Raw genomic sequence first — 22,933 nt, 5'->3', positions numbered from 1 at the left:
TTAAGCTTGTGATATAATTAACAATATGAAATGAGAAAAAAACAATTAAAGATCAACCGATAATAGGCTGAGATATGCTTAAGAATTCGCTAAAGATTAGCAGTCAAGGATATCCAGTCTTTTTAAAACTGGTCGATTTCCTTGTCATCAATATTACGTTAATTTTTAGCGCGCATCTGCTAGGCATAGTGCCGTTTTCGACGATTGTTATCCTCAGTGTGATCTTCTCGCTGATGTTTTTGTTGTTTGCTGAATACACTAAAATGTATCAGCAAAAGATAAAAACCATTGGTTTACGTAATCAGAAACGGCTGATTTCGTGCACGCTGCTGGCTATTTTTTTTAACGAACTGCTGAGCATGACGGTAGCTGAACCTGAGTCACTGGGATACCTCGAGCCTCTGGCACCTCCTTTTTGCTCTGCCATCATCTACTGGTATTTTATTCCACTGCCTTTTCTCTATTCTATTCGTTTTTTTCTTTTTAAATATTCAACAAAAAAATATGTGCGTGTTGCCGTTATTGGCCTGACTGAGAATGGTCTGGCGGCGGAAAATGCGTTGACTACGGAATACGCCAACATCAAGTTAGACCTGGCATTTTATGATGAGCGCAGTCCAGATCGTTGTGGCGATGTGGTTGATAAAATAAAAAGCCCCTTTCGCGGCTCGGTCATTAATTTAGTTGAAGAAGCCAAAAATGGGAATATAGATGAGATCTATATTGCGCTACCGATGGTGGCGTTACAGCGCATTCGTCATTTTTTGGCGATGATGTCTGATACCACGGTCGATACCTATATTGTGCCTGACTTTTATACCTACAGTAACAATATGTCCAAGCTGCGCTCGATCCACAACCTGCAAACCATCGGCATTTTTAGCTCGCCGTTTGAAGGTGCAGGATCGTTTATTAAGCGGACTGAAGATCTGGTACTCGGGAGTCTCATTATGGTGATGATCTCCTCACTGATGTTAGTCATCGCCATTGGGATCAAACTCACCTCGCGCGGCCCGGTATTTTTCAAACAAGACCGCTATGGTCTGAGTGGGCAAAAAATTAAGGTCTGGAAGTTTCGCTCAATGCGGGTGATGGAGAATTCTGACACCGTTATTCAGGCTACGAAGAACGATCCACGGGTGACGAAATTCGGTAGTTTTTTACGTCGCACCTCGCTCGATGAACTGCCGCAATTTATTAATGTGTTGCAGGGCAGTATGTCGATTGTCGGTCCCAGACCGCATGCGGTTACGCATAACGAGCAGTACCGTAAGCAGGTCGAAAATTACATGATCCGCCATAAAGTGAAGCCAGGGATCACCGGTCTCGCGCAGATTAACGGGTTTCGTGGGGAAATCGATGCGCTCTATAAGATGGAAAAACGTGTCCAGTATGACATTGAATATATTCAAAACTGGTCATTATGGTTGGATATAAAAATTATTATTAAAACTATTTTCAAAGGATTTGTCGGTAAGAATGCATACTAAAATACTCGTTATTACCGGGATCGTGATATCGCAGTCCGCATGGGCTGATCTGACACCGAAATCACACATTGGCTTTGCGGGGATCGACTTCCAGGGCAAGGTTGCTGCGGATTATGGTTATGATGATAACGTGACATATCAGCCACATAACCGCGATGCGAAAGGTTCCGCCTTTCAGAGTGCTGCGCCCGTGCTGAGTATGATCGGCGAGCGCGGTCAGGATACGTATTTGCTGATGTATTCGGGGGATTATCGCCACTACTCCAGCGATTCTGCGGATAACTACAACGATCATTTTTTCCGTTTTAACGGTGCCTGGCGTTACGGACAAATGCACGGCCTAACCCTGAATCTGGAAGATTCGCTTGGGCATGAAGATCGTGGTCGCGATATTACTGAGGGTTTTTTGCCAAGCCAGTTTCGCCAGTATGGGATTAAATCTCCACTGACGACCAATTTTATCAACAGTGAACTGCGTTACAGCTACGGCGCGCCGGATGGGCGCGGTAAAGCGGAACTGGCGTTGTTATACAAAAAGCTGACGTTCGGTAATACGTCGGATGTTCAGGATACCAGTGAAGATTTTTACACTTACATTCAGCAGCAGGAATGGCATGAAAATAGCCTGGTTGCGGAGATATTTGACCAGTACACGTCGAGAACACGTTTTCGCTATAGCTTTATTACTAACCAGCGTCATTACGATAACAACTCAGAAAAAGACAGTAATGAATACTATTTGCTTTACGGCCTGAAATCGCAGTTGACGGGTAAAACGAATGTCGACATGAATATTTCATGGTTGTACAAAACATTTGAAAACGATCCAAATTCGCATGATTTTAATGGTCTAAACTGGGATATAAAAGGGGAGTGGAAACCGTTACAGCAGTCTGTTTTCACCGCGCGTTCGTCGCAAAGTATTAAAGACCCGTCGGAAGTTGGTGGCTATATTTTAGTTACTGAATATGGGATTTCTTACCAGCATTTTTGGTTGGGTAATCGCTTTTCTACCCTCCTCGACTATGCATACACCATGGAGGACTATAAAAAACAGAACAAGGATCGCCATGATAAAAGGGGTGTATTTAGCGTAACTATGAGCTATGACTACACGCCGTCAGTGAATTTTGCAATTAAATATCAGTTAGATACATTGAATTCTAATAAGGATACTGACTCGTTTTATATCGGTCCCAACGACAATCAGGAAGTCATCAGAACGCTAGGTTATGATAATTCTATGATTATGCTTACAGCTAAGGTTCAGATCTAAAATGAAAATAATAGAACTGTGCGCGTTTTTTCTATTCAGTATCCTGTTGGTCGGATGCGCAACGTCCAGGCCACCATTAACGGACGACCCTGCAGCAAGCGCAGAGGATTACCGTCTTGGTGCGGGGGATACGGTCAATATTGTGGTTTACGGCGAACCCGAGATGACCATGAAATTTATCGTCGATAAAAGTGGAACCATCAATTTCCCTTATATTGGCACGCTCGCATTAAAAGAGAAAACGCCGGACCAGGTGACTGCGGAATTAACGCAACGCTTGCGTAATGGATATATGGTTAATCCCATGGTGACGGTTAGCGTCGCTGAATTTCGTAAATACTACGTATCAGGCGAAGTGAAAAGCCCTAATGCTTTCGCGTATGAGCCGGGGCTTACCGTGGAGAAAGCGATCGCTCAGGCGGGCGGATTTACCGATCGCGCTGACCGTAAAGATATCAATATTCGCCAGGCGGGCAGTCATCAGCTGCTGGAGAATGTGGATTTAACGCACTCGGTGCGTCCAGGTGACGTTGTGATCATTGGCATGGGGTTCTTCTAATGATGAAACTCTCTATAGTGGAAAACGGCAAAAAGCGAGAAAACGCAGTCGAACTCTCCCGCTTTGCCAAAGAACTTAAAAAGAACGCCTGGAAAATTGCGCTAACCGGAATTATCGCCGGAGTGGTGGCGTATCCCTTGATCAGCATGATGTCAGCAAAGTATGTCTCGACGGCGACGGTGCTGATTAAGGCACAAGCCGATAACGTTTCGCCGTTTCCACAGGTGGATGGTTTTGATTCAACGCGCAGCGGATATTACGAAACGCAATATGCGCTGATGCAGTCACGCATTATCCTCGAGCAGGCGGTACGCGACCTGAAGTTGGATGAAAATCCCGATTTTACTGGCAATAAATTGGCCGCAGCGGGGGCTAATAGCGGGGATAATCAACAACAGAGAGTCGATCAGGCGCTGAAGACATTATCTCAACATCTGAAGGTCATCGGCATTCGCACGACCAATCTGGCCTCTATTTCCTATGAGTCACCCTCAGCACAGCAATCGGCTGAGATAGCCAACGGCGTCGCGCAGGCTTTCATCAACTATACGGTTGAGCAAAAACGGCAGAAAGTGGAGAACGCGAAGGCGCTGAATGCGGAAAAGATGGCAGAGCTACAGGCTGCGATCGTGAAGCAAAAAGAGACGATGGATGGCTACCTGAAAAATGCCGGGCTGCTGACCTTTCGCGGTATTGACGGTTTTGAAACCGAGCAGCTTAGTATTGTGACTAATCGTCTGGCCGATGCGACCCAGCGTCGGGTTGCGGCGGAGTCGGTCTATAACGAAGTGAATGGCCGGGGGAGAACCCTTGAGAGCATCATTTCTTTGCCCTCGGTTTCTGACCACGCCCAGATTCAGGACTTACGTATCGCGTTGATTCAGGCGCAGCGCGCGCTGTCGGAACAGCGAAAACTGTATGGGCCGAAACACGCGACGATTTTAAAAGCGGAAGCCGACGTTCAGTCGATCCAAAGTCAAACCGGGCGGGTGCTGGGCGAACTGAAAGTTGGCTTACGTCAGCAATATCTGGCCGCGCTGGCGGATGAAAAGAATTATCAGCAGCAGGTGGCGCAGCAGAAAGAGATCTTCCAGCAAATGGCGTCCAAACGAGATGGCTATAACAGCCAGAAACTGTCGTTAGACAAAATGGAGGACCTGTATAAATCGCTGTATCAGCGCACTCAGGAACTGTCGTTGTCCGGTGTCAATGCAGATGCCGTGCTGTACGATCCAGCGGTGCCGCCGTTAAAACCGGTAAAACCGAATAAGTCATTGCTGTTGGTGATGGTGGTCCTGATGGCGGTGGTGTTTAGCATCATGTACTTCATCGTCAAAGCAGCAATGGACAATTCCATTCGCACCCTGAGCCGTATGAGTCAACGCCTTAACGTCACCCCGCTGGGTGAAATCCGCCGGTTTAGCGGCACAACCGGGCGCGCGCAGGTACGGGATATGATTTTGAAGAACCCGCTGAATGCCGACATTATTCACGGTATTCGTACCCGGATAATGCTGGATAGCCGGCCATTACAGACGGTTGCGGTGGCGTCTGCCGGGCACGGTGAAGGGCGTTCCCTGCTGGCCAATTTGCTGGCAAGCTCCTTTAGTTTCGATCAGAAAACGCTACTCATTGATGCAGACTTCTTTAATAACGATGGCCTGACGAATGAACTCGCCACGCCGGCATCTGCGGGCATGGCGGAGCTGCTACGGGGCGAAATCGTGCTGGAGAACGCGCGGATGACGATACATGAGAATCTTGATTTTATCCCGCGAGGTAAGTCCACTATCTCCTCTTTACTGATGCTGTCGTCGGAAAATGTAGAGCCTTTGATGCGCGAGCTGAAGTCGCGCTATCAGCGCATTATTATTGATGTGGCGGCGGTGAATCAGAGCCAGGATATTCAGCTGATTAAGCGCGCTGCCGACGGGGTTATTTTCATCGTGAAAGCCGGTGTGGGGACGGCACAGACGATCGCCAGCGCGCTGGATAAGATTGAGGATAATCAGGGCGTGGTAATTGGCGCGGTGTTGAACGGGGTGGAAGAAAAAAACCTCGAAACGCAAGAAGGGCTGCGTTCACTGAACTTCAGCACTGACCAACTGTTGACGACACCAGGCCGCGTATGAGTCTACTGAAGAGCGCATCCACGATAGCTGGCTCATCAATCATCTCGCAGTTGATTGGTGCGCTGTCTATCTGGTTGATCTCACATAAGTATGACATGGCCGAAGTTGGGCTTTATGCGCTTAACTACAGTATTGCCGTGGTGGGGGCGCAGGTTTGCACCTTTGCCTCACAGCTGTTAATTCCTAAGCAGCAGGACGACAGTCTCGCGCAAAATGTGGTGTTTTGCCTGCTGCAAAGCACGCTGATTGCGTTGCCCTACGCTGTACTGACTGCGTGGTTGTTTCACCAGAATATCCTGTTTCTCTATTTATTGACGCTCTCTACGGCGTGGGCGTTAATCTCAGAAAACTTATCGCTGCGCACGGCCAATTTTTATTTTCTGATTTTTCAGCGTATTTCGGTTTCGGTAGTGGTGGTGCTCTCGGTACTGCTCACGCATCAGGTACAGACCTTTTACTGGTCGTGGGCGTGCGCGATGATCCTACTGACATCGAGCTGTATTTTGCATTCGTTTGATATCCGCTCGGTGACGTCTGGGCATCTGCATCCATTGAATAACTGGAGATTTTTTAAGCAAAACATTCATCACATCAGCAAGGTCGGCAGCGCTGAGGTGCTGGCGATGGCCAGCAGCAACTTACCGATTATGCTGATTAACTTCTGGTTCTCGGCGCTGACGGCGGGCTATTTTTCCGTCGTCAGTCGGTTCTGTCTGGCACCTGTGGTGATCATCGGCAATGCGGTGCGCAATACCATTTTCTCCAAGTGGTCTATTGATTTCAGAAATAACACCTTTAATTATCAGGAATATACAAAGGTGCGTTTGCTGCTGTTAGTGCTTGGGGTGGTTTGTACGCTCGGGGTGTTTATTTTCTATCCCATCGTGATGCGGCTGGGGTTTAGCGAGGACTGGATTAACTCCATTGAGACATCCCGCTATATGCTGCCCTATTTGTTCCCAGCGCTGGCAATCAGCCCACTCACGGTAATTGAACTTATTTTTGGCTCCCATCGCTATTTTTTGCGTATTCAGCTCGAACAGCTGGCGATTGTGTTAGTCGCTTTTGTGGTGGTGCCCTATTTTTATAAAGACTATGCCACGTCAGTCATCTTGTTCTCTGCGCTGACATTTATTCGCTATGGGTTTATTTATTTCAAAATGAACCAGCGCGCCAATCTGCTGAAAGACAAGCCGGTGATATTATGACCCTGAATACCGGATATTATTTACAGGCCTATACCTTTATCACGCTGATCCTGTGTGGACTGGTGCAATATTTTACCGGTATGCAGTCGGTGCTGTGGATCCCGTTTTTCCTGACGCTGCTCATGGTCGGATTAATGGTGATGCAAACGCGTGAGAGCCCGCTGTATCTGGATGCCCAGGAGACCATTATTCTTGCGCTGTATTTCTCTTTTCTGCTGTTGGCTGGGGCTTCAACCCTGCTGCAGGGCGGGGTAACCGTCGCGATTGTGGCCTTTAAAAACGAGATAGCACTGTCGCTGGTGATGATCTGTTTACTGCTGGGATTCTGCCGGGAATCACAGATTTATCGGGCTACACGCTATCTGTATTGGGTGTTTTACGCCCAGGTCCCGGTGATGATTTATCAGGTATTACTGGTGGTTCCCCAGCGCGTGGCGCAGCGCGGCGAAGAGGAAAAATGGGACTCGGTGGTCGGGACCTTCGGCGGCGACCCAATGGGCGGCGGTAATACGGCGGCAATGGGGTTATTTTGCCTGCTGATTATGTTGCTTAAGCTCTCGGAATATAAACACGGGCTGACGACGTTTAAATCGATGGCGCTACATATTATTCTTGGATTTGGGCTGTGTATTATTGGTGAAGTGAAGTTTGTCATCCTGCTTTCACCGCTGTTCCTGGCCTGGGTGTGGATTTCGCCGAGCTATGTTAAAGACGTCAGTAAAATCAATCTCAAAACGTTATTGCTGATTGTTATTGGCATGCTGGTACTCATCGGCCTGTCGGTGATGATTCTGGCCTGGTACTATTCGTCTGCTTTTGGCGGCGATCCGACCAAAAGCGCCTTTAGCGTTTTTATCGATTCACTCAGCTATATCTTTGATCCCAACTACATCATGTCGACCGGTGAACTGGGCCGCTTCACGACGTTTCTGTTCTGGCTTAAAAATAACGATCTGTGGGGACTGTCCGGTACGCTATTTGGCTACGGCCTGAATGCGACGAACAGCGGAAGTTCGGTATCACCTGGGTTTTTGAATATTGTTTATAACCTGATCCTGGACTCCACGTCGCTGAGTATGCTGCTGTGGGAAATTGGCGTGATTGGCACGCTGCTGTTTATCGGTCTGTTTATTTATATTCTAAAAGTGTGTCAGCCGAAACCGGTACTGGCGCTTGAACAACTGGACGCGCAGGATCTGCAACTGTTGAGCTTTGCGCCAGCGTATAACGCTTTTGCGATCGCGTGTTTAGTGAGCTTACCTTATAGCCAAATCCTGATGATAACGCCGATGCTACAGTTCCTGTTTTATTTATCGCTCGGTTCAAGCTTAGTGATTCGTCGCACCGTTCTTCGCAGCACAGGAGGAGGGTATGGATAATATCCCGTTTATCTCGGTGAGTATTAAAACGCTCAACGAAGCGAAAGGTATTGAGAAAACCATCGACAGCATCCGCCGACAGCTGGTGGGATATCCGCATAAAATTATTGTGGCTGATAGCCTGTCGACAGATAGCACCCAGCAACTGGCGGTGAATAAAGGGGTGACGGTGGTGTCATTAACGGAGCCGGGCGATCGCTGCTGCGGTGTCGGACACCAGCTGGGCTACCTTTATAGCGAAGGCGAATATCTGCTGCTGATGGATGGCGATATGGCGCTGGAAGAGGGATTTGTCGATCGGGCCGTCGCCTTTTTACAGGCGCATGAAGAGTATGCCGGCGTGGCGGGAACCGTCGAAATGGATGATGCCGTGAACTATGAGTTCAAATCCCGTAAACAGCGCATTAACCAGATCTATCCCGTGGGCGATTGTGACCATTTAGGCGGCGGCGGGCTGTATCGTCGCGCGGCGATTGAAAAGATTGGCTATCTGACCAACCGGAATTTGCACGCCTATGAAGAGGCCGAGCTGGGGCTGCGATTAACCGATGCTGGCTACAAACTGCGTCGTCTGGATATCCCTTATTTTAGCCATACGTCACACACCCTGCCGACCTTCAAGATGCTGAAACATCGGTGGTTGAGCGGCTATTACCAGGCGCCGGGAGAGCTGTTGCGCTGTAGTTTTGGAACACCGTATTTCACCCGCGCCCTCAAGATGGTCAAAAATGAGGCGGTATTTGCGCTGTATCTGTTGATCTTGCTTGCCGCACTGGTCACCGTCAACGGCAGCATTATTACCCTGGTGTTGCTGCCATTACTGGCGTTCACACTGTGGAAAATTGTGCAAAATCGTTCTCTCAGCGATGGGGTTCAAAGCGTCATTAATATGATTGTCCGTTCCGTGGGATTGCTGAAAGGGTGTCTTCATCCTGTGCGCGATCCGCTGACGCCGCCCAACAGTAAAATCATTCAACAATAAAAAGAGCGGATGAAATGAAAATTTTATTGGTTAACAAGTTTTTCTTTATAAAGGGCGGGGCGGAAACGGTTTATTTTCAGGAACGCGAGATGCTGAAAAAGGCCGGCGTGCAGGTGATTGATTTTTCGATGCAGCATGAGAAAAATTTCCCCTCGGAGTATGCGGATTTTTTTGTCAAAAATGTTGATTACCATACAGACAGTAACCTGTTAGGCGGTATTAAAACGGCGGTTAACTTTATTCATAACGCCGAAGCCTGTCGAAAAATGCAGGTCTTGCTGCAAAAAGAACGCCCGGATATCGTTCACTTTCATAATATCTATCATCAGCTAACGCCAGCGCTAATTAAAGTCGCACGCAATTTTGGCTGTAAAACGGTACTGACCGCCCACGACTATAAAATTGTCTGTCCTTCATACTCAATGCTACGCGACGGGAAAGTGTGCGATGCCTGTATTACCGGGACCGTCTTCAATGCCTTCAGATACCGCTGTCAGGAAGGGTCTGCCGCCAGGAGTTTACTGCTCTCTTTAGAGGCTACCTGGCAATACATTGCACAAAATTATCAGGCGCTGGATGTGATCGTGTCCCCCAGCGCATTTTTACGCGGCATTTTGCTACGTGTGCTGCCGCATTCGCGTATCGATGTCATCGTCAATGGCGTAGATGACAGCCGGCCCGTGGAGACGACTGGTGATGAAGGTTATATGCTGTACTTAGGCCGCCTGAGCCGGGAAAAAGGGGTGGCTACGTTGCTGGCCGCTCACCAGAAAATGCGTAACCCGGCGCCGCTGAAAATTGTCGGTCATGGCCCGTTACATGACGAGTTGATTGCCCAATATCCGGACGTGGATTTTTTAGGCTATGTACAACAAGGGGAAGCCCTGGACCAACTGATTAAACATGCCCGGGCGGTGATCCTGCCTTCGGAATGTTATGAAAACTGTTCGATGGCGGTGTTAGAGGCAATGTCATTAGGTAAGCCGGTCATTGGCTCACGTATTGGCGGGATCCCTGAACAAATTCGCGATGGTATTGAAGGGATATTATTTACGCCGGGTAATGCGCAGGCGTTGGCAGAGGCGATGGATACGCTGGTCGAAGACCCGGAGAAAGCACGGGTAATGGGCATCAATGGACGTCAACGGCTGAGTGATAAATATGCGCTCAGTGGTCATATGGAAACGTTGCAGGCACTGTATAAAGAACTGCTGGGCAGGCCATAATATGCGTAAAAAAATAACGGTATTTGGCACGCGCGGTATTCCCGATGTATTGGGTGGGGTGGAAACGCACTGCCAACATCTTTATCCGGAAATTAAACGGCTATGCGATGTTGATATTTGTGTTATCGCCCGCTCGCCGTACGTGAATTACACCCGTTCATCGTATAAGAATGTCGAAACCCATGCGCTGTGGGCACCTAAAAAACGCTCGCTGGAAGCGATTGTTCATTCCGTTTTAGCCGCGTTCAGCACCTTTTTTGACCACTCGACTATCGTGCACGTCCACGCTATTGGTCCGGGATTAGTGGTTCCGGTATTGCGGTTACTGGGCAAGAAGGTCGTTTTCACCCATCATGGACCTGACTATGACCGCCAGAAATGGGGGTATGTGGCAAAGAAAATATTATTGCTCGGTGAACGCTGGGCAGTGAGATATGCCAATGAAGTGATTGTAATATCTGAAGTTATTAATCAGCTTATCCAGAATAAGCATCGCCGCTATGATGCGCATTTAATTCACAATGGCGTGAACGCACCGCGAACATTATCAGAACATACCCTTCACCAGACGCTGTCGCGTTATGGTCTCCAGCCGAAAAACTATCTTGTGGTGGTGGGGCGATTCGTGGAAGAAAAAGGCATGCATGATGCCATTTCAGCCTACCAACAAAGTGGTTTGACGATGCCATTAGTGTTAATTGGCGATGCGGATCACCCGACCGAATACAGTATTCGTCTCAAACAGCAGGCCGCTGATACGCCAGGTGTGGTGATGACCGGATTTTTACGCGGCGATGAACTTCAGGCGGTGTTTTCGCAGGCAAAACTGTTTGTCATGCCGTCGTATCATGAGGGGTTGCCGATAGCGCTACTGGAGGCAATGTCATTTTCTCTGCCTGCGGTGGTGAGCGATATTCCGGCGAATCTGGAGGTCAAGTTACCCGCAGAGGCGTATTTTCAGGTGGGTAATCTGGCGAGTCTGGCCGGGAAAATGGCGAGATGGGCGACAGCAAATAGCGTTGACTATAGTGTATATTTGCAAAACTATAACTGGCATGAAATCGCCAGACAAACAGTCACCGTCTATCACGCTATTGATAAAGATATAGGTTAATTTTGCCCAACTCTCAGAACCGACCGCCCGTCATTGAACGATTTTATGCTCAACTGGATGAGAAGATCTCGCAGGGGTTGACCGCCGAACAAAAAGACGGAGTCGAAAAAGCGGTCCTTGCTATTACCCTGGGATCGAGACACCAGGTTGATATTCGTAGAAGCTTTCCCTTTTTCGGTAAACGTTTTTACCTGGTCTTTTTGTTTGGCAGGGATTTACGTCACTGGCATCGTCGGGAATCGACGCTATCCAATATCCTGATCGCATTGTTACTGCTGTTTGTTGTGTTGTTCGTTACCTGCTGCGTATTGCTGACGCTGTATATGATCAAATCCGCGTTGGGTATTGATGTGTTCCAGAATTTTCATGTGGGTATTTGGGACTGGTGGCTAAGCCTGAAAAACCACTAGCGTTAACCAACGGTTGGAGGCGTTACGGCGATGAAGAGTCAATGGGGTTTGGCGCTATTGAGTGTGTTCTTTCCGCTGACGGCCATGGCTGCATTAACCACCGTCACTCCCAAAGCCGTAACCGGTCCGCTAACGAACCCCGGGATTGGGGTGGCCAGTTTTCATCAGGGTTATGGTGAAACGCTGGGCCTGGCGGATTACCCTAATACCGGGTTTGAATATGAACGCTTCTACTGGCGGGAACTGGAGCCAGTGGAAGGCCAATACAATTTTGCGCTGGTTGATGATGCCTTCAAATATGCGGCGGCGCATCGGCCCGCGATGAACGTGGGGCTGCGGTTTATGGCCCTTGCGGAGCCTGAAAGCGGCTCGCAGATCCCCGACTGGCTGATTAAAAAAGGGGTGAAAGGAAAATGGACGCCCGATCATAAAACCTTTATCCCGGATCTCGACGATCCCCTGTTTATAGCCTACAGCCAACGTCTGCTGAACGCTTTTGGCAAGCGCTACGATGGTAATCAGAACCTGGCGTTTGTCGATATTGGCATGGTGGGATCGTGGGGAGAATGGCATAACAGCAACTTCCCGAAAGATGTGCTGCAACCCTTGCTGGAACGATATACCACCGAGCAGCTAGATCGCTACGTCGCTATGCACTTTGCTGCATTTCCCGTAACGCCAAAAATTATGTTGATGAGTGGTGGGCAAAGCCTGGCCAATGCGGTGGCGCGAGGGGCTGGATGGCGCGCGGACTGCTGGGGCGACCTGCGTGTGTTTTCCAATGACTGGAATCACATGGCAGATGATTACCCGCAACGATTGCTGGCCGCACAGCGCAGCTATTCGGGATTAAACGATGCCTGGAAACGATCGCCGGTGAGTCTGGAAATTTGCTCGTATATGCTGGATTGGAAGAACCTTTTTCATTATACGCGCGCAGAGGTACAGGGGATTTTTGACTGGGCGGTGAAGCATCATGCCAATACCATCAACCTGAAATCGCGAACGGTGCCCAGTGAGTATCGGCCGATTGTCGATGATGCACTGACCAGGTTGGGCTATCGCTTTCGTCTGGCCTCTCTGAGCCATGAGTCAGTATGGGAAAATGGTCGCAGCCTGGCGCTGATCAGTACCTGGTATAATGACGGCGTTGCGCCGATTTACCTTCCTTACACCCTGTCATTTCGTATTATTAATGATGCTAACAATGTTGTTGTTCAGGGGAATTCACCGGAAGACATTCGTCGCTGGCTGCCGGGTCAACATCAGCTGAATTATCAACTCCCTATGCCCGGTGCGTTACCGAGAGGAAAATACGCCATTGAAGTGGCGATCGTGGATAAGTCGGGCGCCGCGAGAATTAACTTTGCCAATGAAGGGAAGCAGAGCAGCGGATGGTATCGTGTGTCGACGATCACGGCGCGTTAACCATTAGCAACAATGAGCCTACCCGCAGGCTCATTGTTGATGGGTGTTAAGCGTGATAACCATCAGGATTATTTTTCTGCCAGTTCCAGGTGTCGCGCATCATGTCATCAAGCGTATAGGTAGCCTGCCAGCCCAGTACTTCGCGCGCCAGTGACGGGTCAGACCAACATTCGGCGATGTCCCCGGGTCTTCGTGCAACTATCTGATAATTAATTTTTCGTTGAGCCGCTTTTTCAAAAGCGGCAATAAGATCCATCACCGAATAGCCGATGCCGGTACCGAGGTTTATCACCTTATAGGCTGGACCTTTATTCTGGCAATCCAAAGCCGCTAAATGGCCGGTTGCCAGATCCATCACGTGAATATAATCACGTACCCCAGTGCCATCCGGGGTTGGGTAGTCATTGCCAAACACCGACACGGTTTCAAGCTTGCCAATCGCGACCTGAGAAATATAGGGAACCAGGTTGTTGGGGATACCATTTGGATCCTCACCAATTCGGCCTGAGGAATGGGCACCGACGGGGTTAAAATAGCGCAGGCAGGTGAGGCGAAACTCAGGGTGTGCGTGGGAAAAATCCGCCAGAATCTGTTCGACCATTAATTTAGAGGTGCCATACGGATTCGTTGTTCCCCCGGTGCGCGATTGTTCGCTGAGCGGCACGCTTTCCGGATCTCCGTAGACCGTTGCGGAAGAGCTGAAGATTAGGCTGTGAACACCCGCAGTCAGCATCTCACTCAGTAAAACCAGCGTTCCGGTGACATTGTTATTATAATACGCGAGGGGTTCTTTTATGGATGCTGAAACTGATTTTAACCCAGCAAAATGAATGACATCACTAATGTCATGGTGTGAAAAAATCGTTTTTAATGCCTCTCTGTCCAGAACGTCGGCAATGTAAACTGTGGGTTCTTTTCCGGTGAGTTCTGCGACCCGATGTAATGATGTTTGTGAGGCATTCGTGAGATTATCGATGATCACAACTTCATCACCTCTTTCGAGAAGCGTCAACACGGTATGTGAACCAATATAACCTGCGCCACCTGTGACAAGTATTGCCATACAGCCTCCAGAGGAAATCTTATGAAAAAGATTATTGACTCACCAAGGCCACGGCTATAAATACAGGGCTATGAGTGGCGTCGGGTAAGAGATAAATTTCTGAATTTCACCATGCACTTATAAGATATTTTTTTGAGTATCGATAAAAAACTAAAGGTGTTTATTTTACTATCGTAGACAAGATAGTTATTCGTGAAGTTTAAGGTATGTACACCGTCGCTTTGGTTGATGGTGGCATTGACCTGTGCAATTAGTTTTTCATCAAAAGAAAATGCGTTTAGCGTAACTAATGCTTTGATGTAAATTGATTTTCCATAGGTTTCAGGCGTGCATTCCTGAGTGAGGAAGTACAGTGTATTGCCGATGTTATGGGGCGCCCCGGCGCCTCGCTGATGCAGGTTGCTCAACTGCATGGTGGGCGTGATTTTCTGCCACGGACCGCTCACGCTCTCGGCAGTATGGATCATCAGCTCATTATTCATTGTCGTCGATAACAGATAACAGGCACCGTGTAGTGCAAAAAATACGTTATCGGTTAATGCTTCGTCCGAGATTAAAACGTTTATCGCCTTCCAGCGTTGCGGGAAATCTACGCACTGAAATAAAATAACCTCTTTTCTTTCTGAAGACTCAGGGATCATAAAGAGCTGGCCATTGTTCTCAAATACAAAAGGAAAGGATAAATGGCATTTTAGATAATCGAAACCGTCGAGCTTCACATCATCGAGTTCCGCTAAGTCGGCATCGAGTATACGGCAGCGTAGGATCCCCTTCGAATTACGGAAGCGTAAAGCCTCATAAAAAATATAAACTTTATTATCTCTTTCAATGATGAAAGGATCGGCCTGAAAGGTGTGTTTCTTTTTAAGTTGCTGCGCAGGGGTACGCTTCAGTATATCCAACGTGTTAGTAGGAAAGGTATGCGAACCATTATCCTTGATAATCATGATGTCCCACGACTCATGATAAAAAAGCATATTTATTATTTTTTTATATTTGGCCTGCATTCGCACGAGTTCCTTTTGTCGCTTCAATTCACCGGGTGCCATACAGCAACATTAACGGTTAGTTTAAAAGCTAGTCGCAAGCGCGTTTTTTGTCCACTTACGGAACGAGTGGCGGGGGGAAGGGGCGGCGTGACGTTGCCAGAGCATCCTTGCTCCAGATAAAGATTTTACTCGAAATGCACCTGCGGATTGTCTGCCAGTGAAACGTACGTTTTGCTGTCTTTATCCAACGTACGGATCTCACCGCTTTCAATGTCGTACACCCAACCGTGCAGACGCAGCGCATTATTACGCAGTCCGACAGCGACAGACGGATGCGTTTTAATATTATTCAGTTGAGCGATAACGTTCTCTTCCACCATGGCATTCACTTTGTCGATTGCGTTATCCCAGGTTTTCTTCTCGACTACCGCTTTCGCCGCATCGGCGTAGTGCAACCAGTGGGCGACCGCAGGCATCGGATCCAGACTCTGGCTTTCAGCAATCGCTTTCATCGCACCACAGTTGGAGTGCCCACAGATAACGATATCCGTCACGCCTAACGCCAAGACCGCGTATTCGATGGTGGCAGATACACCGCCCGGTTCCGGGCCAAAAGAAGGGACGATATTGCCCGCGTTGCGGATAACGAAAAGCTGTCCTGGCTCTTGCTGCGTAACCAGTTCTGGCACCAGACGACTGTCTGAGCAGGAGATGAAAAGTGCTTTAGGATTCTGGCTGGAGGCCAGGCTGCGAAAGAGTTCCTTACGTTGAGGGAAAATCTCTTTTTGGAAGTTGAGGAAGCCCTCAATGATATGTTGCATAGCAGTGTCTCTTTTCTCTGTTTAAGCAGGTTATGATGAAGATCACACTTTCCAGTTTAACACTCGCGCAGAGAAGAGGAAGTATTTATAGCCGGTCAGGGCATATCTATGCCTGATGAACCGGTAACAGCCTTACTCTTACTCGATCAGGCGGCACTGTTCTAACTCAAGGCAGGGACCGCTTTTTTTGCACATAAATCGGAACTATAGAGATGGCTGGCATTTACGAAGTATCGTACCTTTTAAAGGTACCTCCATATTAAGGAATCATCATGTCCAGGTTTCGTACTTTAGCAACCGCTTTGGTCGCGGTTGCTGCGATGACGATGTGCGCCATGCCTGCATTCGCTAACCCGGGTAACGGAAACGGGAACGGTAACAGCGGTAATCATGGTAACAAGGGTAATAGCGGTAATAGTCAGAAAGGCAATTCAGGTTCAAAAAACAATCAGCAATCTGAACAACGTAAAAATTATGGCAAGCCGGATCATGTTGATAGCGATATTAGCTTTAATGTGGCAAGACAGTATGCGGTCAGATACGGTTTGACCGGGTATAAATCGCTTCCTCCTGGCATCGCCAAAAATCTGGCGCGTGGCAAGCCGCTGCCTCCGGGTATTGCGAAGAAGAACGTTCCGGCCTCGATGCTCAATCAATTGCCCTATTACCCCGGCTACGAATGGCAGGTGGTGGGCGACAATCTGGTGCTGATTGCGCTGAGCACCGCGATTGTGACCTCGGTGATTAACGGGGTGTTTGACTAATTGTAGATGCGGTGTGAACGCAAAAAGCCACGATAAGTCGTGGCTTTTTTATTATCTTTGACCCGTCCTGATTTCCTTCGTGGATAAGTGAGTGAGAATCAACTTAATTTAAGGGGGGTATTTCTCATCCTTATGCAGTATATAGTTAATAATTCTGATGTAGATCGCAATGCCAGCCAAATACGTTGGATTGTTGAAGCGTCTTCTCCATCATGTGTATTTTTCTTAACAAGGATTCTGTTTTATGAACATTCGGCCTCTCCTCGCCTTCACTTTCATTGGCTTATTATGGGGCGCGGGAATATCGCAAGGATATGCAAAAGAGTGGAACAAAGAGCCGATGGCTGTTTTACAGCAAGGGGCCGAGGCGGGGGATGTAAAGGCGCAGTACTACCTTGGAACCCTGTATTGCGAAGGAAAAGGTGTTGCGCGTGATGATACGAAGGCCGTTGAGTGGTTGACCCGCGCGGCTGAGCAGGGAAATCCCGACGCACGTTACGTCCTCGCCTTAGTCTATTTTGATGGTGAAGGAGCACGGTGGAATGACGGCAAGGTGATTGAGTGGTTTAACCATCAAGCCGAACAGGGTAATCAGCAAGCGATCAACTGGCTCACCCTCGCTGCCGAGCGCGGAAACTATCTGGCGATAGAGTGGTTACACCAGGCGGTTGATAAGGGGAATCCCGAAGCACAGCGTGCTCTCAACAGTAAAAAGTCGCTGTCCGAGGGTTACAACACAGTTAAAGCATTGAGTAAAGCCGCTGAACAGGGAGATGCAAAAGCGCAGGGGCTGCTGGGTCGGCGCTACTTTGAAGGGCATGGCGTCGGTATGGATCGCAACAAAGCCTTTGCGCTGTTAAGTAAGGGCGTCAGCCAGGGTGATGCGCTGTCTCAGGGCGTGCTGGGCGTGATGTATTACCTGGGAGAAAGCGTCGGCGTCACGCAGGATCACAAGAAAGCATTTGAGTTATTTCAGCAGGCGGCAGCCCAGGGGGATGTGCTGGCACAAGGGATGCTCGGCATGATGTACTCAAAAGGTGAGGGAACCGCGCAGAACGATAAAAAGGCCTTCGAATGGTATCAGAAGGCTGCCGCACAAGGCGATGCGGGATCTCACACTGACCTGGGATTGATGTACCTCGAGGGCAAAGGGGTCGCTCAGGATGACAAGAAAGCCGTCGAACATATTGAGCGCGCAGCCAAAATGGGTAGTCCGGAAGCCCAGAGATTGTTGGGCAGGATGTACCTGGAAGGGAAAGGAGTAGATAAGGACTATGCGCAAGCCTATATCTGGAATGCCGTGGCCGTTGCTAACGGAAACTTTGATGCTCAGGCCGGGCTAGATGCTTCGCGGGAAAACCTCTCTCCTGCCGCTTTAGAAGAAGCCGATGGCAGGGCGCGGAAATACTTTGAACAGTATCGATATAAACCGCAAATCTGATGCACAATGTAGCCCGCGTTATGCGTTATGCGGGCTTCTTCTTTTTTAGAGCATGGACAGATGGCTTACATTCCGTACAGCTTAATTTTTCGGTAGAGCGTGGCGATGCCGATCCCTAGCTCTGCCGCCGCCTGTTTCTTGCCCTCTACGCTTGTGCCAAAACGCTGTAAAACACGCTCAATGGCTTCTCTTTCGGCTTGTTTTCCCTGACTGGCAAGCTGACGTGGTTGTGCCGATATAGCGGGTTTTCTGCTGTCCGCCGCGGTGAGCAGGTATGGAGGCAGGTGGCTGGCGTTGATCCCGGTCGCTTCCCCACGCATGACAAAAATATATTCGATGACGTTACGCAGTTCGCGGACGTTTCCGGGCCAGTGCCAGGTATACAGGCGGTTGATCACATCATCGGGCAGTTTTTGTGGTGGCCGTTGGTAGCTTGCTGAGAACTCATCGGCAAAATACTGGGCGAGGACGGCGATATCCGCACGTCGTTCCCGCAGGGAAGGGAGTACCAGCGGAACCACGTTCAGACGATAAAAAAGATCTTCGCGAAACTGATGATTCTCAACCATCGTGTGAATATTTTTGTTGGTCGCTGCGATAATGCGGACATCAATTTCGATGGTGTTATTCGAGCCTACCCGAGTAATCGCTTTTTCCTGCAGTACCCTGAGTAACTTAGCCTGCAGGTGCAGCGGCATATCGCCTATTTCATCGAGGAACAAGCTGCCGCCGTTGGCCAGTTCAAATTTGCCCATTCGTCCTTTGGGGTCCGCACCGCTGAACGCTCCACGGACGTAGCCGAACAGTTCACTTTCCAGTAACTGCTCGGGGATGGCTGCGCAGTTGATCGTCACAAAAGGCGCGGTTTTACGCGGACTGCTCTGGTGAATCGCAAATGCCACCACTTCTTTCCCCGATCCGCTCTCCCCGGTAATCAGCACGCTGGCGTAGCTGTTAGCGATTTTCCCTACGGTACTTCTAAGCTGCTCCATTGACGGGGAATGACCAATTAACCGCACCTGAGTATCGGACTCATAAGGCGGCATCGTCATGCTGCTCAGGTAGTCATGAGCATCGCGAAAAATAACCATGGTTAAACGATCGTTATCTTGTGACGAGAGTGAAATCTGTTTGCACAATACATGATGTTTCTGACCTTCGAGCGTCAGCCACGCTTCTTCATCGCCATACAAACTGTCACCGGTGGTTTCAATGGTGAGGGGGAGTCCCTGAACCTCCCGGTTGAGAATACGATCGGCGGAGTGGTTGGCATGCCAGATACGGCCATGACCATCGATCGCCACGACGCCGCGATCCATCGCATCGATCAGGCGACGGAATGCGCCCAGCGTCTCCTGGGCGCGTAAGCGTTCCAGGCACTCAAAGACCTTGCTTGAGATCATGACGGAGATTTGTTCAATGAAGGTAACGAATTTATCAATCTGACTGAGCAGCGTTTCTCGCTGTGCCTGGGTTGAACAAATAATCCCGATCACCCCAATGACGCGATTATTAAGAAAGATGGGCGCGTTCAAATCCAGCATTTCTGAACAATAGCGATGTTTTTCACACATCTGGCACAGCGGATGTTCACCGGGATTTTTGATCAGCACCGTTTCGCGCACCTGCAGAACATGGCGATAGATATAGCCATTTTTTGCCACATTCTCATTGAGCATGTGCCGGTATTTTCCGGTGCCCGCAATGCGCATTAAAGATTCATCAATGATTTCAACATCGGTCCCGGTAATACCGGAAATGGCGTCAGCATAATTGCAGATATCATCCTGAATATTACTGAGTACTGAAATCATGATCCTTCTCCGGTTGGGCAGCGAATTTATCAAGGAGAATGATAAATATGCGAAATATGACCAGCTCGGCTTGCGCATAATCAATCTATTACGTTGTTTTTAGATATATTTTTTGTTTTATCTTCCGCGATCACACTATTTATCATTGGTGATAATTTATCAAAATAACGCGATAAACTCAGCACGCTGTTTTTACGACATTAATCCGCTCGCTATTTTTTAATTCATTGAAGTTAAAGTAATTATTAATTTTCTCGTCATGATTTTGTCGTTTTATAAAAAACTGGTAAGCATTTTGCTTTTAGGGAATACCGCTCGCTTAACGCTCTCTGTATGGCACCGATTACAGGGAATGAAATATCAGGACAATGAGGTTCTATGATGCAGGAAAACTTATCGTTTTTTATCAACCAGACGCCGTTTACTGAACACCCCAATGCGCCGCTGGCGCCGTTTAGTCGCCAGGAATTGGTAAAAGCGCTGAATTTTCATCGCTCTATTCCGGGTTATGCGCCGACGCCGCTGTATTCGTTACCGGTTCTTTCGCAAAAACTGGGCGTTAAAAATATTTATCTGAAGGATGAGTCTCAGCGTTTTGGTCTCAAAGCCTTTAAAGCGCTGGGAGGTGCCTATGCGATGGCATGCCATATCGCGGAATTAGTGGGTAAGGATATCAGCGAATTACCTTTTGATGTGATGACCAGCGACGAAGTGCGCCGCGACCTGAAGACCGTGACGTTTGCTACAACGACCGACGGCAACCACGGACGAGGAGTGGCATGGATGGCGCGGCAGCTCAAGCAGAATGCGGTGGTTTACATGCCGAAAGGCTCATCTGAGCAGCGTCTGACCGCAATTCGCAATGAAGGCGCGACGGCGGAGATTGTCGATATGAACTACGACGATGCCGTGCGTATGACCGCCGAACAAGCTGAAGAGCATGGCTGGATCGTGGTGCAGGATACGGCCTGGGAAGGCTATGAAAAGATCCCGCTGTGGATTATGCAAGGCTACGGCACGCTGATGCTGGAAGCGATAGATCAGCTTCACCAGGTTGCGCCAACACACGTGTTCGTTCAGGCGGGCGTGGGCTCTTTTGCCGGAATGGTGCAGGGAATGGTGACGGCGGCCTGGGGGGAAAATCGTCCGAAAGTGATTGTCGCTGAGGCGTTAATCGCCGACTGCCTCTACCGTTCTGCGCTGGCTAAAGAGGGCGAGGCGGTGGCCGTTGGGGGGGATTTGCAGACCGTGATGGCCGGGCTTGCCTGCGGGGAAGCCAACAGCATCGGCTGGAAACTGCTGCGTGACTATGCCGACGCATTTGCCTCGTGCCCTGATGAAGTGGCCGCGCTGGGGATGCGTATGCTGGGCAACCCGTTAGCGGGCGATCCGCAAATTACATCCGGTGAATCCGGTGCTGTGACTACCGGTCTGCTGGCACTGCTGATGACCTCGCCAGCACTGGCACAGACGCGTGAACAACTGGGGCTGGATGCGCATTCTCGCGTGCTGTTGATAAGCACAGAAGGTGATACCGACCCGCAACAATATCTGGATATTGTCTGGGGCGGTCAGTACCCCGGCATTAATTAATCCATTCCTGATTGTAGTTATAACGGAGAAAACCATGTTATCTGCAAACCGTATTGAAGAAGTGATTAAGAATTGCCAGGCACTGATCCAGCAGAAAAGTTATTCCGGTCAGGAAGGGGAAGTGGTAAATGCAATAAAAACAATGATGGAGCATTACCAGTTCGATGACATTCACGTCGATAAATACGGAAATATTGTTGGCGGTATTGTCGGCAATAAACCAGGAAAAACGCTGGTGCTGGATGGACACATTGATACTGTGCCCGTGAATCCGGAAAAGTGGACCCACAATCCGTACGGCGGCGACATTGAGGACGGTAAAATTTATGGCCGAGGCACGACGGACATGAAAGGCGCCGTGGCGGCGATGATCTCTGCCGTCGGATTTTTCGGCCAGGATAATCAGCGTGAGTTTGCCGGTAAAATCTATGTGGCCTGCATCGTACATGAAGAGTGTTTTGAAGGGATCGCCGCTCGTCTGGTCAGCGAACGCTATAAACCTGACTATGTGATTATCGGCGAAGCATCCGAATTAAACCTGAAAATTGGTCAGCGTGGCCGCGCTGAAATTGTGGTTGAAACGTTTGGCAAACCGGCGCACTCCGCTAATCCGCAGGCAGGTATTAACGCGGTGTACAAAATGGCGCAGCTGATTGACAAAATCCGCACCATTACTCCGCCAACGCATCCGGTGTTAGGGCCTGGCATTCTGGAACTGACGGACATTAAATCGTCGCCGTATCCGGGTGCATCTGTGGTGCCAGATTACTGCCGTGCGACCTACGATCGCCGTCTGCTGGTGGGCGAAACCAAAGAAAGCGTCATTGCGCCACTGGAAAGCGCATTGGCCGAGCTGGTCGCTCAGGATCCACAATTTAAGGCCAGCGTTTCCTACGCTGTAGGCCAGGAGTCCTGCTATACCGGCGCGACCATTGAGGGCGAGCGTTTCTTCCCTGGGTGGGTTTACGAAGAGTCCGACGAGTTTGTGCAGGCCGCGCTGGCCGGCGTGCGTGCGGCAGGGTTTGAACCGACCATCACCCAGTATTCCTTTTGCACGAACGGTAGCCACTATGCGGGCGAAGCGGGCATCAAAACCATCGGTTTTGGCCCATCGCGTGAAAACCTGGCGCACACCATCGATGAGTTTATTGAAATCGATCAGCTAACCGGTTCGGCCAGCGGGTATTACAGCATTATCCAGACATTGTATCGCCATTAAAAAAATAAAGATAAAACCCTCTTAC

At 49.2% G+C, this 22,933-nt stretch carries 19 protein-coding genes; 15 read left to right on the top strand and 4 right to left on the bottom strand.

The genetic code is table 11. The features are described from left to right. Positions 1 to 74 precede the first annotated feature (74 nt). From FDW95_RS11590 to FDW95_RS11540, 11 genes are read left to right on the top strand one after another with little or no spacing between them, the layout of a single operon-like run. On the top strand, positions 75 to 1,490 hold the full coding sequence (locus FDW95_RS11590) for an undecaprenyl-phosphate glucose phosphotransferase (RefSeq protein ID WP_115257667.1): 1,416 nt from the start codon (positions 75 to 77) through the stop codon (positions 1,488 to 1,490). Continuing rightward, positions 1,480 to 2,766, top strand: a complete 1,287-nt coding sequence (locus FDW95_RS11585) for an outer membrane beta-barrel protein (protein ID WP_115257668.1) — start codon at positions 1,480 to 1,482, stop codon at positions 2,764 to 2,766. The genes FDW95_RS11590 and FDW95_RS11585 overlap by 11 nt, the downstream gene beginning before the upstream one ends. A gap of 1 nt (position 2,767) precedes the next feature. Further along, positions 2,768 to 3,325 (top strand): polysaccharide biosynthesis/export family protein, encoded by a 558-nt coding sequence (locus tag FDW95_RS11580; protein WP_096756031.1) that lies wholly within the window; start codon positions 2,768 to 2,770, stop codon positions 3,323 to 3,325. Between the two features lie 2 nt (positions 3,326 to 3,327). After that, complete coding sequence (locus FDW95_RS11575) at positions 3,328 to 5,457, top strand: tyrosine-protein kinase domain-containing protein (RefSeq protein WP_115259905.1); 2,130 nt, start codon at positions 3,328 to 3,330, stop codon at positions 5,455 to 5,457. Continuing rightward, positions 5,454 to 6,665: a capsular biosynthesis protein gene (locus tag FDW95_RS11570; RefSeq protein ID WP_115257669.1), complete on the top strand. Its 1,212-nt coding sequence runs from the start codon at positions 5,454 to 5,456 to the stop codon at positions 6,663 to 6,665. Before FDW95_RS11575 ends, FDW95_RS11570 begins: the two co-directional genes overlap by 4 nt. Then, complete coding sequence (locus tag FDW95_RS11565) at positions 6,662 to 8,044, top strand: capsular biosynthesis protein (protein ID WP_115257670.1); 1,383 nt, start codon at positions 6,662 to 6,664, stop codon at positions 8,042 to 8,044. The genes FDW95_RS11570 and FDW95_RS11565 overlap by 4 nt, the downstream gene beginning before the upstream one ends. Beyond that, the gene (locus FDW95_RS11560; protein ID WP_115257671.1) at positions 8,037 to 9,026 is read left to right on the top strand and encodes a glycosyltransferase; all 990 of its coding nucleotides are present in this window, start codon (positions 8,037 to 8,039) and stop codon (positions 9,024 to 9,026) included. Before FDW95_RS11565 ends, FDW95_RS11560 begins: the two co-directional genes overlap by 8 nt. 14 nt (positions 9,027 to 9,040) lie before the next feature. After that, positions 9,041 to 10,252 carry a glycosyltransferase family 4 protein gene (locus tag FDW95_RS11555; protein WP_115257672.1) on the top strand — a complete coding sequence of 404 codons (1,212 nt, stop codon included), beginning with the start codon at positions 9,041 to 9,043 and terminating at the stop codon, positions 10,250 to 10,252. A 1-nt stretch (position 10,253) separates the two neighbouring features. Beyond that, positions 10,254 to 11,366, top strand: coding sequence for a glycosyltransferase family 4 protein (locus tag FDW95_RS11550; protein ID WP_115257673.1), 1,113 nt, complete (start codon positions 10,254 to 10,256; stop codon positions 11,364 to 11,366). Positions 11,367 to 11,368: 2 nt separating this feature from the next. Then, positions 11,369 to 11,776: a hypothetical protein gene (locus tag FDW95_RS11545; protein WP_115257674.1), complete on the top strand. Its 408-nt coding sequence runs from the start codon at positions 11,369 to 11,371 to the stop codon at positions 11,774 to 11,776. A gap of 30 nt (positions 11,777 to 11,806) precedes the next feature. Continuing rightward, entirely contained in the window at positions 11,807 to 13,204 is a 1,398-nt protein-coding gene (locus FDW95_RS11540) for a DUF4832 domain-containing protein (protein ID WP_115257675.1), read from the top strand. Between the two features lie 46 nt (positions 13,205 to 13,250). Here FDW95_RS11540 and galE read toward each other — a convergent pair whose 3' ends face one another. The 3 genes from galE to FDW95_RS11525 all read right to left on the bottom strand — a co-directional run bounded on the left by galE (position 13,251) and on the right by FDW95_RS11525 (position 16,077). Next, complete coding sequence (gene galE / locus FDW95_RS11535) at positions 13,251 to 14,267, bottom strand: UDP-glucose 4-epimerase GalE (RefSeq protein WP_115257676.1); 1,017 nt, start codon at positions 14,265 to 14,267, stop codon at positions 13,251 to 13,253. A 68-nt stretch (positions 14,268 to 14,335) separates the two neighbouring features. Further along, complete coding sequence (locus tag FDW95_RS11530; protein WP_115257677.1) at positions 14,336 to 15,274, bottom strand: hypothetical protein; 939 nt, start codon at positions 15,272 to 15,274, stop codon at positions 14,336 to 14,338. 167 nt (positions 15,275 to 15,441) lie between these two features. Beyond that, positions 15,442 to 16,077, bottom strand: coding sequence for a carbonic anhydrase (locus FDW95_RS11525; protein ID WP_115257678.1), 636 nt, complete (start codon positions 16,075 to 16,077; stop codon positions 15,442 to 15,444). A 272-nt stretch (positions 16,078 to 16,349) separates the two neighbouring features. Here FDW95_RS11525 and FDW95_RS11520 point away from each other — a divergent pair, with 272 nt between their 5' ends. Together FDW95_RS11520 and FDW95_RS11515 are read left to right on the top strand one after the other, a co-directional pair. Next, complete coding sequence (locus FDW95_RS11520) at positions 16,350 to 16,841, top strand: anti-virulence regulator CigR family protein (protein WP_115257679.1); 492 nt, start codon at positions 16,350 to 16,352, stop codon at positions 16,839 to 16,841. 244 nt (positions 16,842 to 17,085) lie between these two features. Continuing rightward, the gene (locus FDW95_RS11515) at positions 17,086 to 18,282 is read left to right on the top strand and encodes a tetratricopeptide repeat protein (protein ID WP_115257680.1); all 1,197 of its coding nucleotides are present in this window, start codon (positions 17,086 to 17,088) and stop codon (positions 18,280 to 18,282) included. A 65-nt stretch (positions 18,283 to 18,347) separates the two neighbouring features. Here FDW95_RS11515 and FDW95_RS11510 read toward each other — a convergent pair whose 3' ends face one another. Beyond that, entirely contained in the window at positions 18,348 to 20,096 is a 1,749-nt protein-coding gene (locus FDW95_RS11510; protein WP_115257681.1) for a sigma 54-interacting transcriptional regulator, read from the bottom strand. Positions 20,097 to 20,477: 381 nt separating this feature from the next. On the opposite strand from FDW95_RS11510, the gene dpaL reads away from it, so the two are divergent. Further along, on the top strand, positions 20,478 to 21,689 hold the full coding sequence (gene dpaL / locus FDW95_RS11505; RefSeq protein WP_115259906.1) for a diaminopropionate ammonia-lyase: 1,212 nt from the start codon (positions 20,478 to 20,480) through the stop codon (positions 21,687 to 21,689). A gap of 34 nt (positions 21,690 to 21,723) precedes the next feature. Continuing rightward, the gene (locus FDW95_RS11500) at positions 21,724 to 22,908 is read left to right on the top strand and encodes a YgeY family selenium metabolism-linked hydrolase (RefSeq protein WP_115257682.1); all 1,185 of its coding nucleotides are present in this window, start codon (positions 21,724 to 21,726) and stop codon (positions 22,906 to 22,908) included. The last annotated feature ends 25 nt before the right edge of the window (positions 22,909 to 22,933 follow it).

The sequence above is a fragment of the Citrobacter sp. wls718 genome (assembly GCF_005280945.1).
GTDB lineage: Bacteria > Pseudomonadota > Gammaproteobacteria > Enterobacterales > Enterobacteriaceae > Citrobacter > Citrobacter gillenii.
Note: the sequence above shows the minus strand (reverse complement) of the source record. Positions and strands in the feature narration are given on the sequence as shown.

Coding starts and splice junctions, on each gene's coding strand:
- dpaL (WP_115259906.1), top strand. CDS start 20,478: ATGCAGGAAAACTTATCGTTTTTTATCAACCAGACGCCGTTTACTGAA.
- FDW95_RS11590 (WP_115257667.1), top strand. CDS start 75: ATGCTTAAGAATTCGCTAAAGATTAGCAGTCAAGGATATCCAGTCTTT.
- FDW95_RS11540 (WP_115257675.1), top strand. CDS start 11,807: ATGAAGAGTCAATGGGGTTTGGCGCTATTGAGTGTGTTCTTTCCGCTG.
- galE (WP_115257676.1), bottom strand. CDS start 14,267: ATGGCAATACTTGTCACAGGTGGCGCAGGTTATATTGGTTCACATACC.
- FDW95_RS11575 (WP_115259905.1), top strand. CDS start 3,328: ATGAAACTCTCTATAGTGGAAAACGGCAAAAAGCGAGAAAACGCAGTC.
- FDW95_RS11515 (WP_115257680.1), top strand. CDS start 17,086: ATGAACATTCGGCCTCTCCTCGCCTTCACTTTCATTGGCTTATTATGG.
- FDW95_RS11550 (WP_115257673.1), top strand. CDS start 10,254: ATGCGTAAAAAAATAACGGTATTTGGCACGCGCGGTATTCCCGATGTA.
- FDW95_RS11555 (WP_115257672.1), top strand. CDS start 9,041: ATGAAAATTTTATTGGTTAACAAGTTTTTCTTTATAAAGGGCGGGGCG.
- FDW95_RS11525 (WP_115257678.1), bottom strand. CDS start 16,077: ATGCAACATATCATTGAGGGCTTCCTCAACTTCCAAAAAGAGATTTTC.
- FDW95_RS11530 (WP_115257677.1), bottom strand. CDS start 15,274: ATGCAGGCCAAATATAAAAAAATAATAAATATGCTTTTTTATCATGAG.
- FDW95_RS11580 (WP_096756031.1), top strand. CDS start 2,768: ATGAAAATAATAGAACTGTGCGCGTTTTTTCTATTCAGTATCCTGTTG.
- FDW95_RS11570 (WP_115257669.1), top strand. CDS start 5,454: ATGAGTCTACTGAAGAGCGCATCCACGATAGCTGGCTCATCAATCATC.
- FDW95_RS11565 (WP_115257670.1), top strand. CDS start 6,662: ATGACCCTGAATACCGGATATTATTTACAGGCCTATACCTTTATCACG.
- FDW95_RS11510 (WP_115257681.1), bottom strand. CDS start 20,096: ATGATTTCAGTACTCAGTAATATTCAGGATGATATCTGCAATTATGCT.
- FDW95_RS11520 (WP_115257679.1), top strand. CDS start 16,350: ATGTCCAGGTTTCGTACTTTAGCAACCGCTTTGGTCGCGGTTGCTGCG.
- FDW95_RS11560 (WP_115257671.1), top strand. CDS start 8,037: ATGGATAATATCCCGTTTATCTCGGTGAGTATTAAAACGCTCAACGAA.
- FDW95_RS11500 (WP_115257682.1), top strand. CDS start 21,724: ATGTTATCTGCAAACCGTATTGAAGAAGTGATTAAGAATTGCCAGGCA.
- FDW95_RS11585 (WP_115257668.1), top strand. CDS start 1,480: ATGCATACTAAAATACTCGTTATTACCGGGATCGTGATATCGCAGTCC.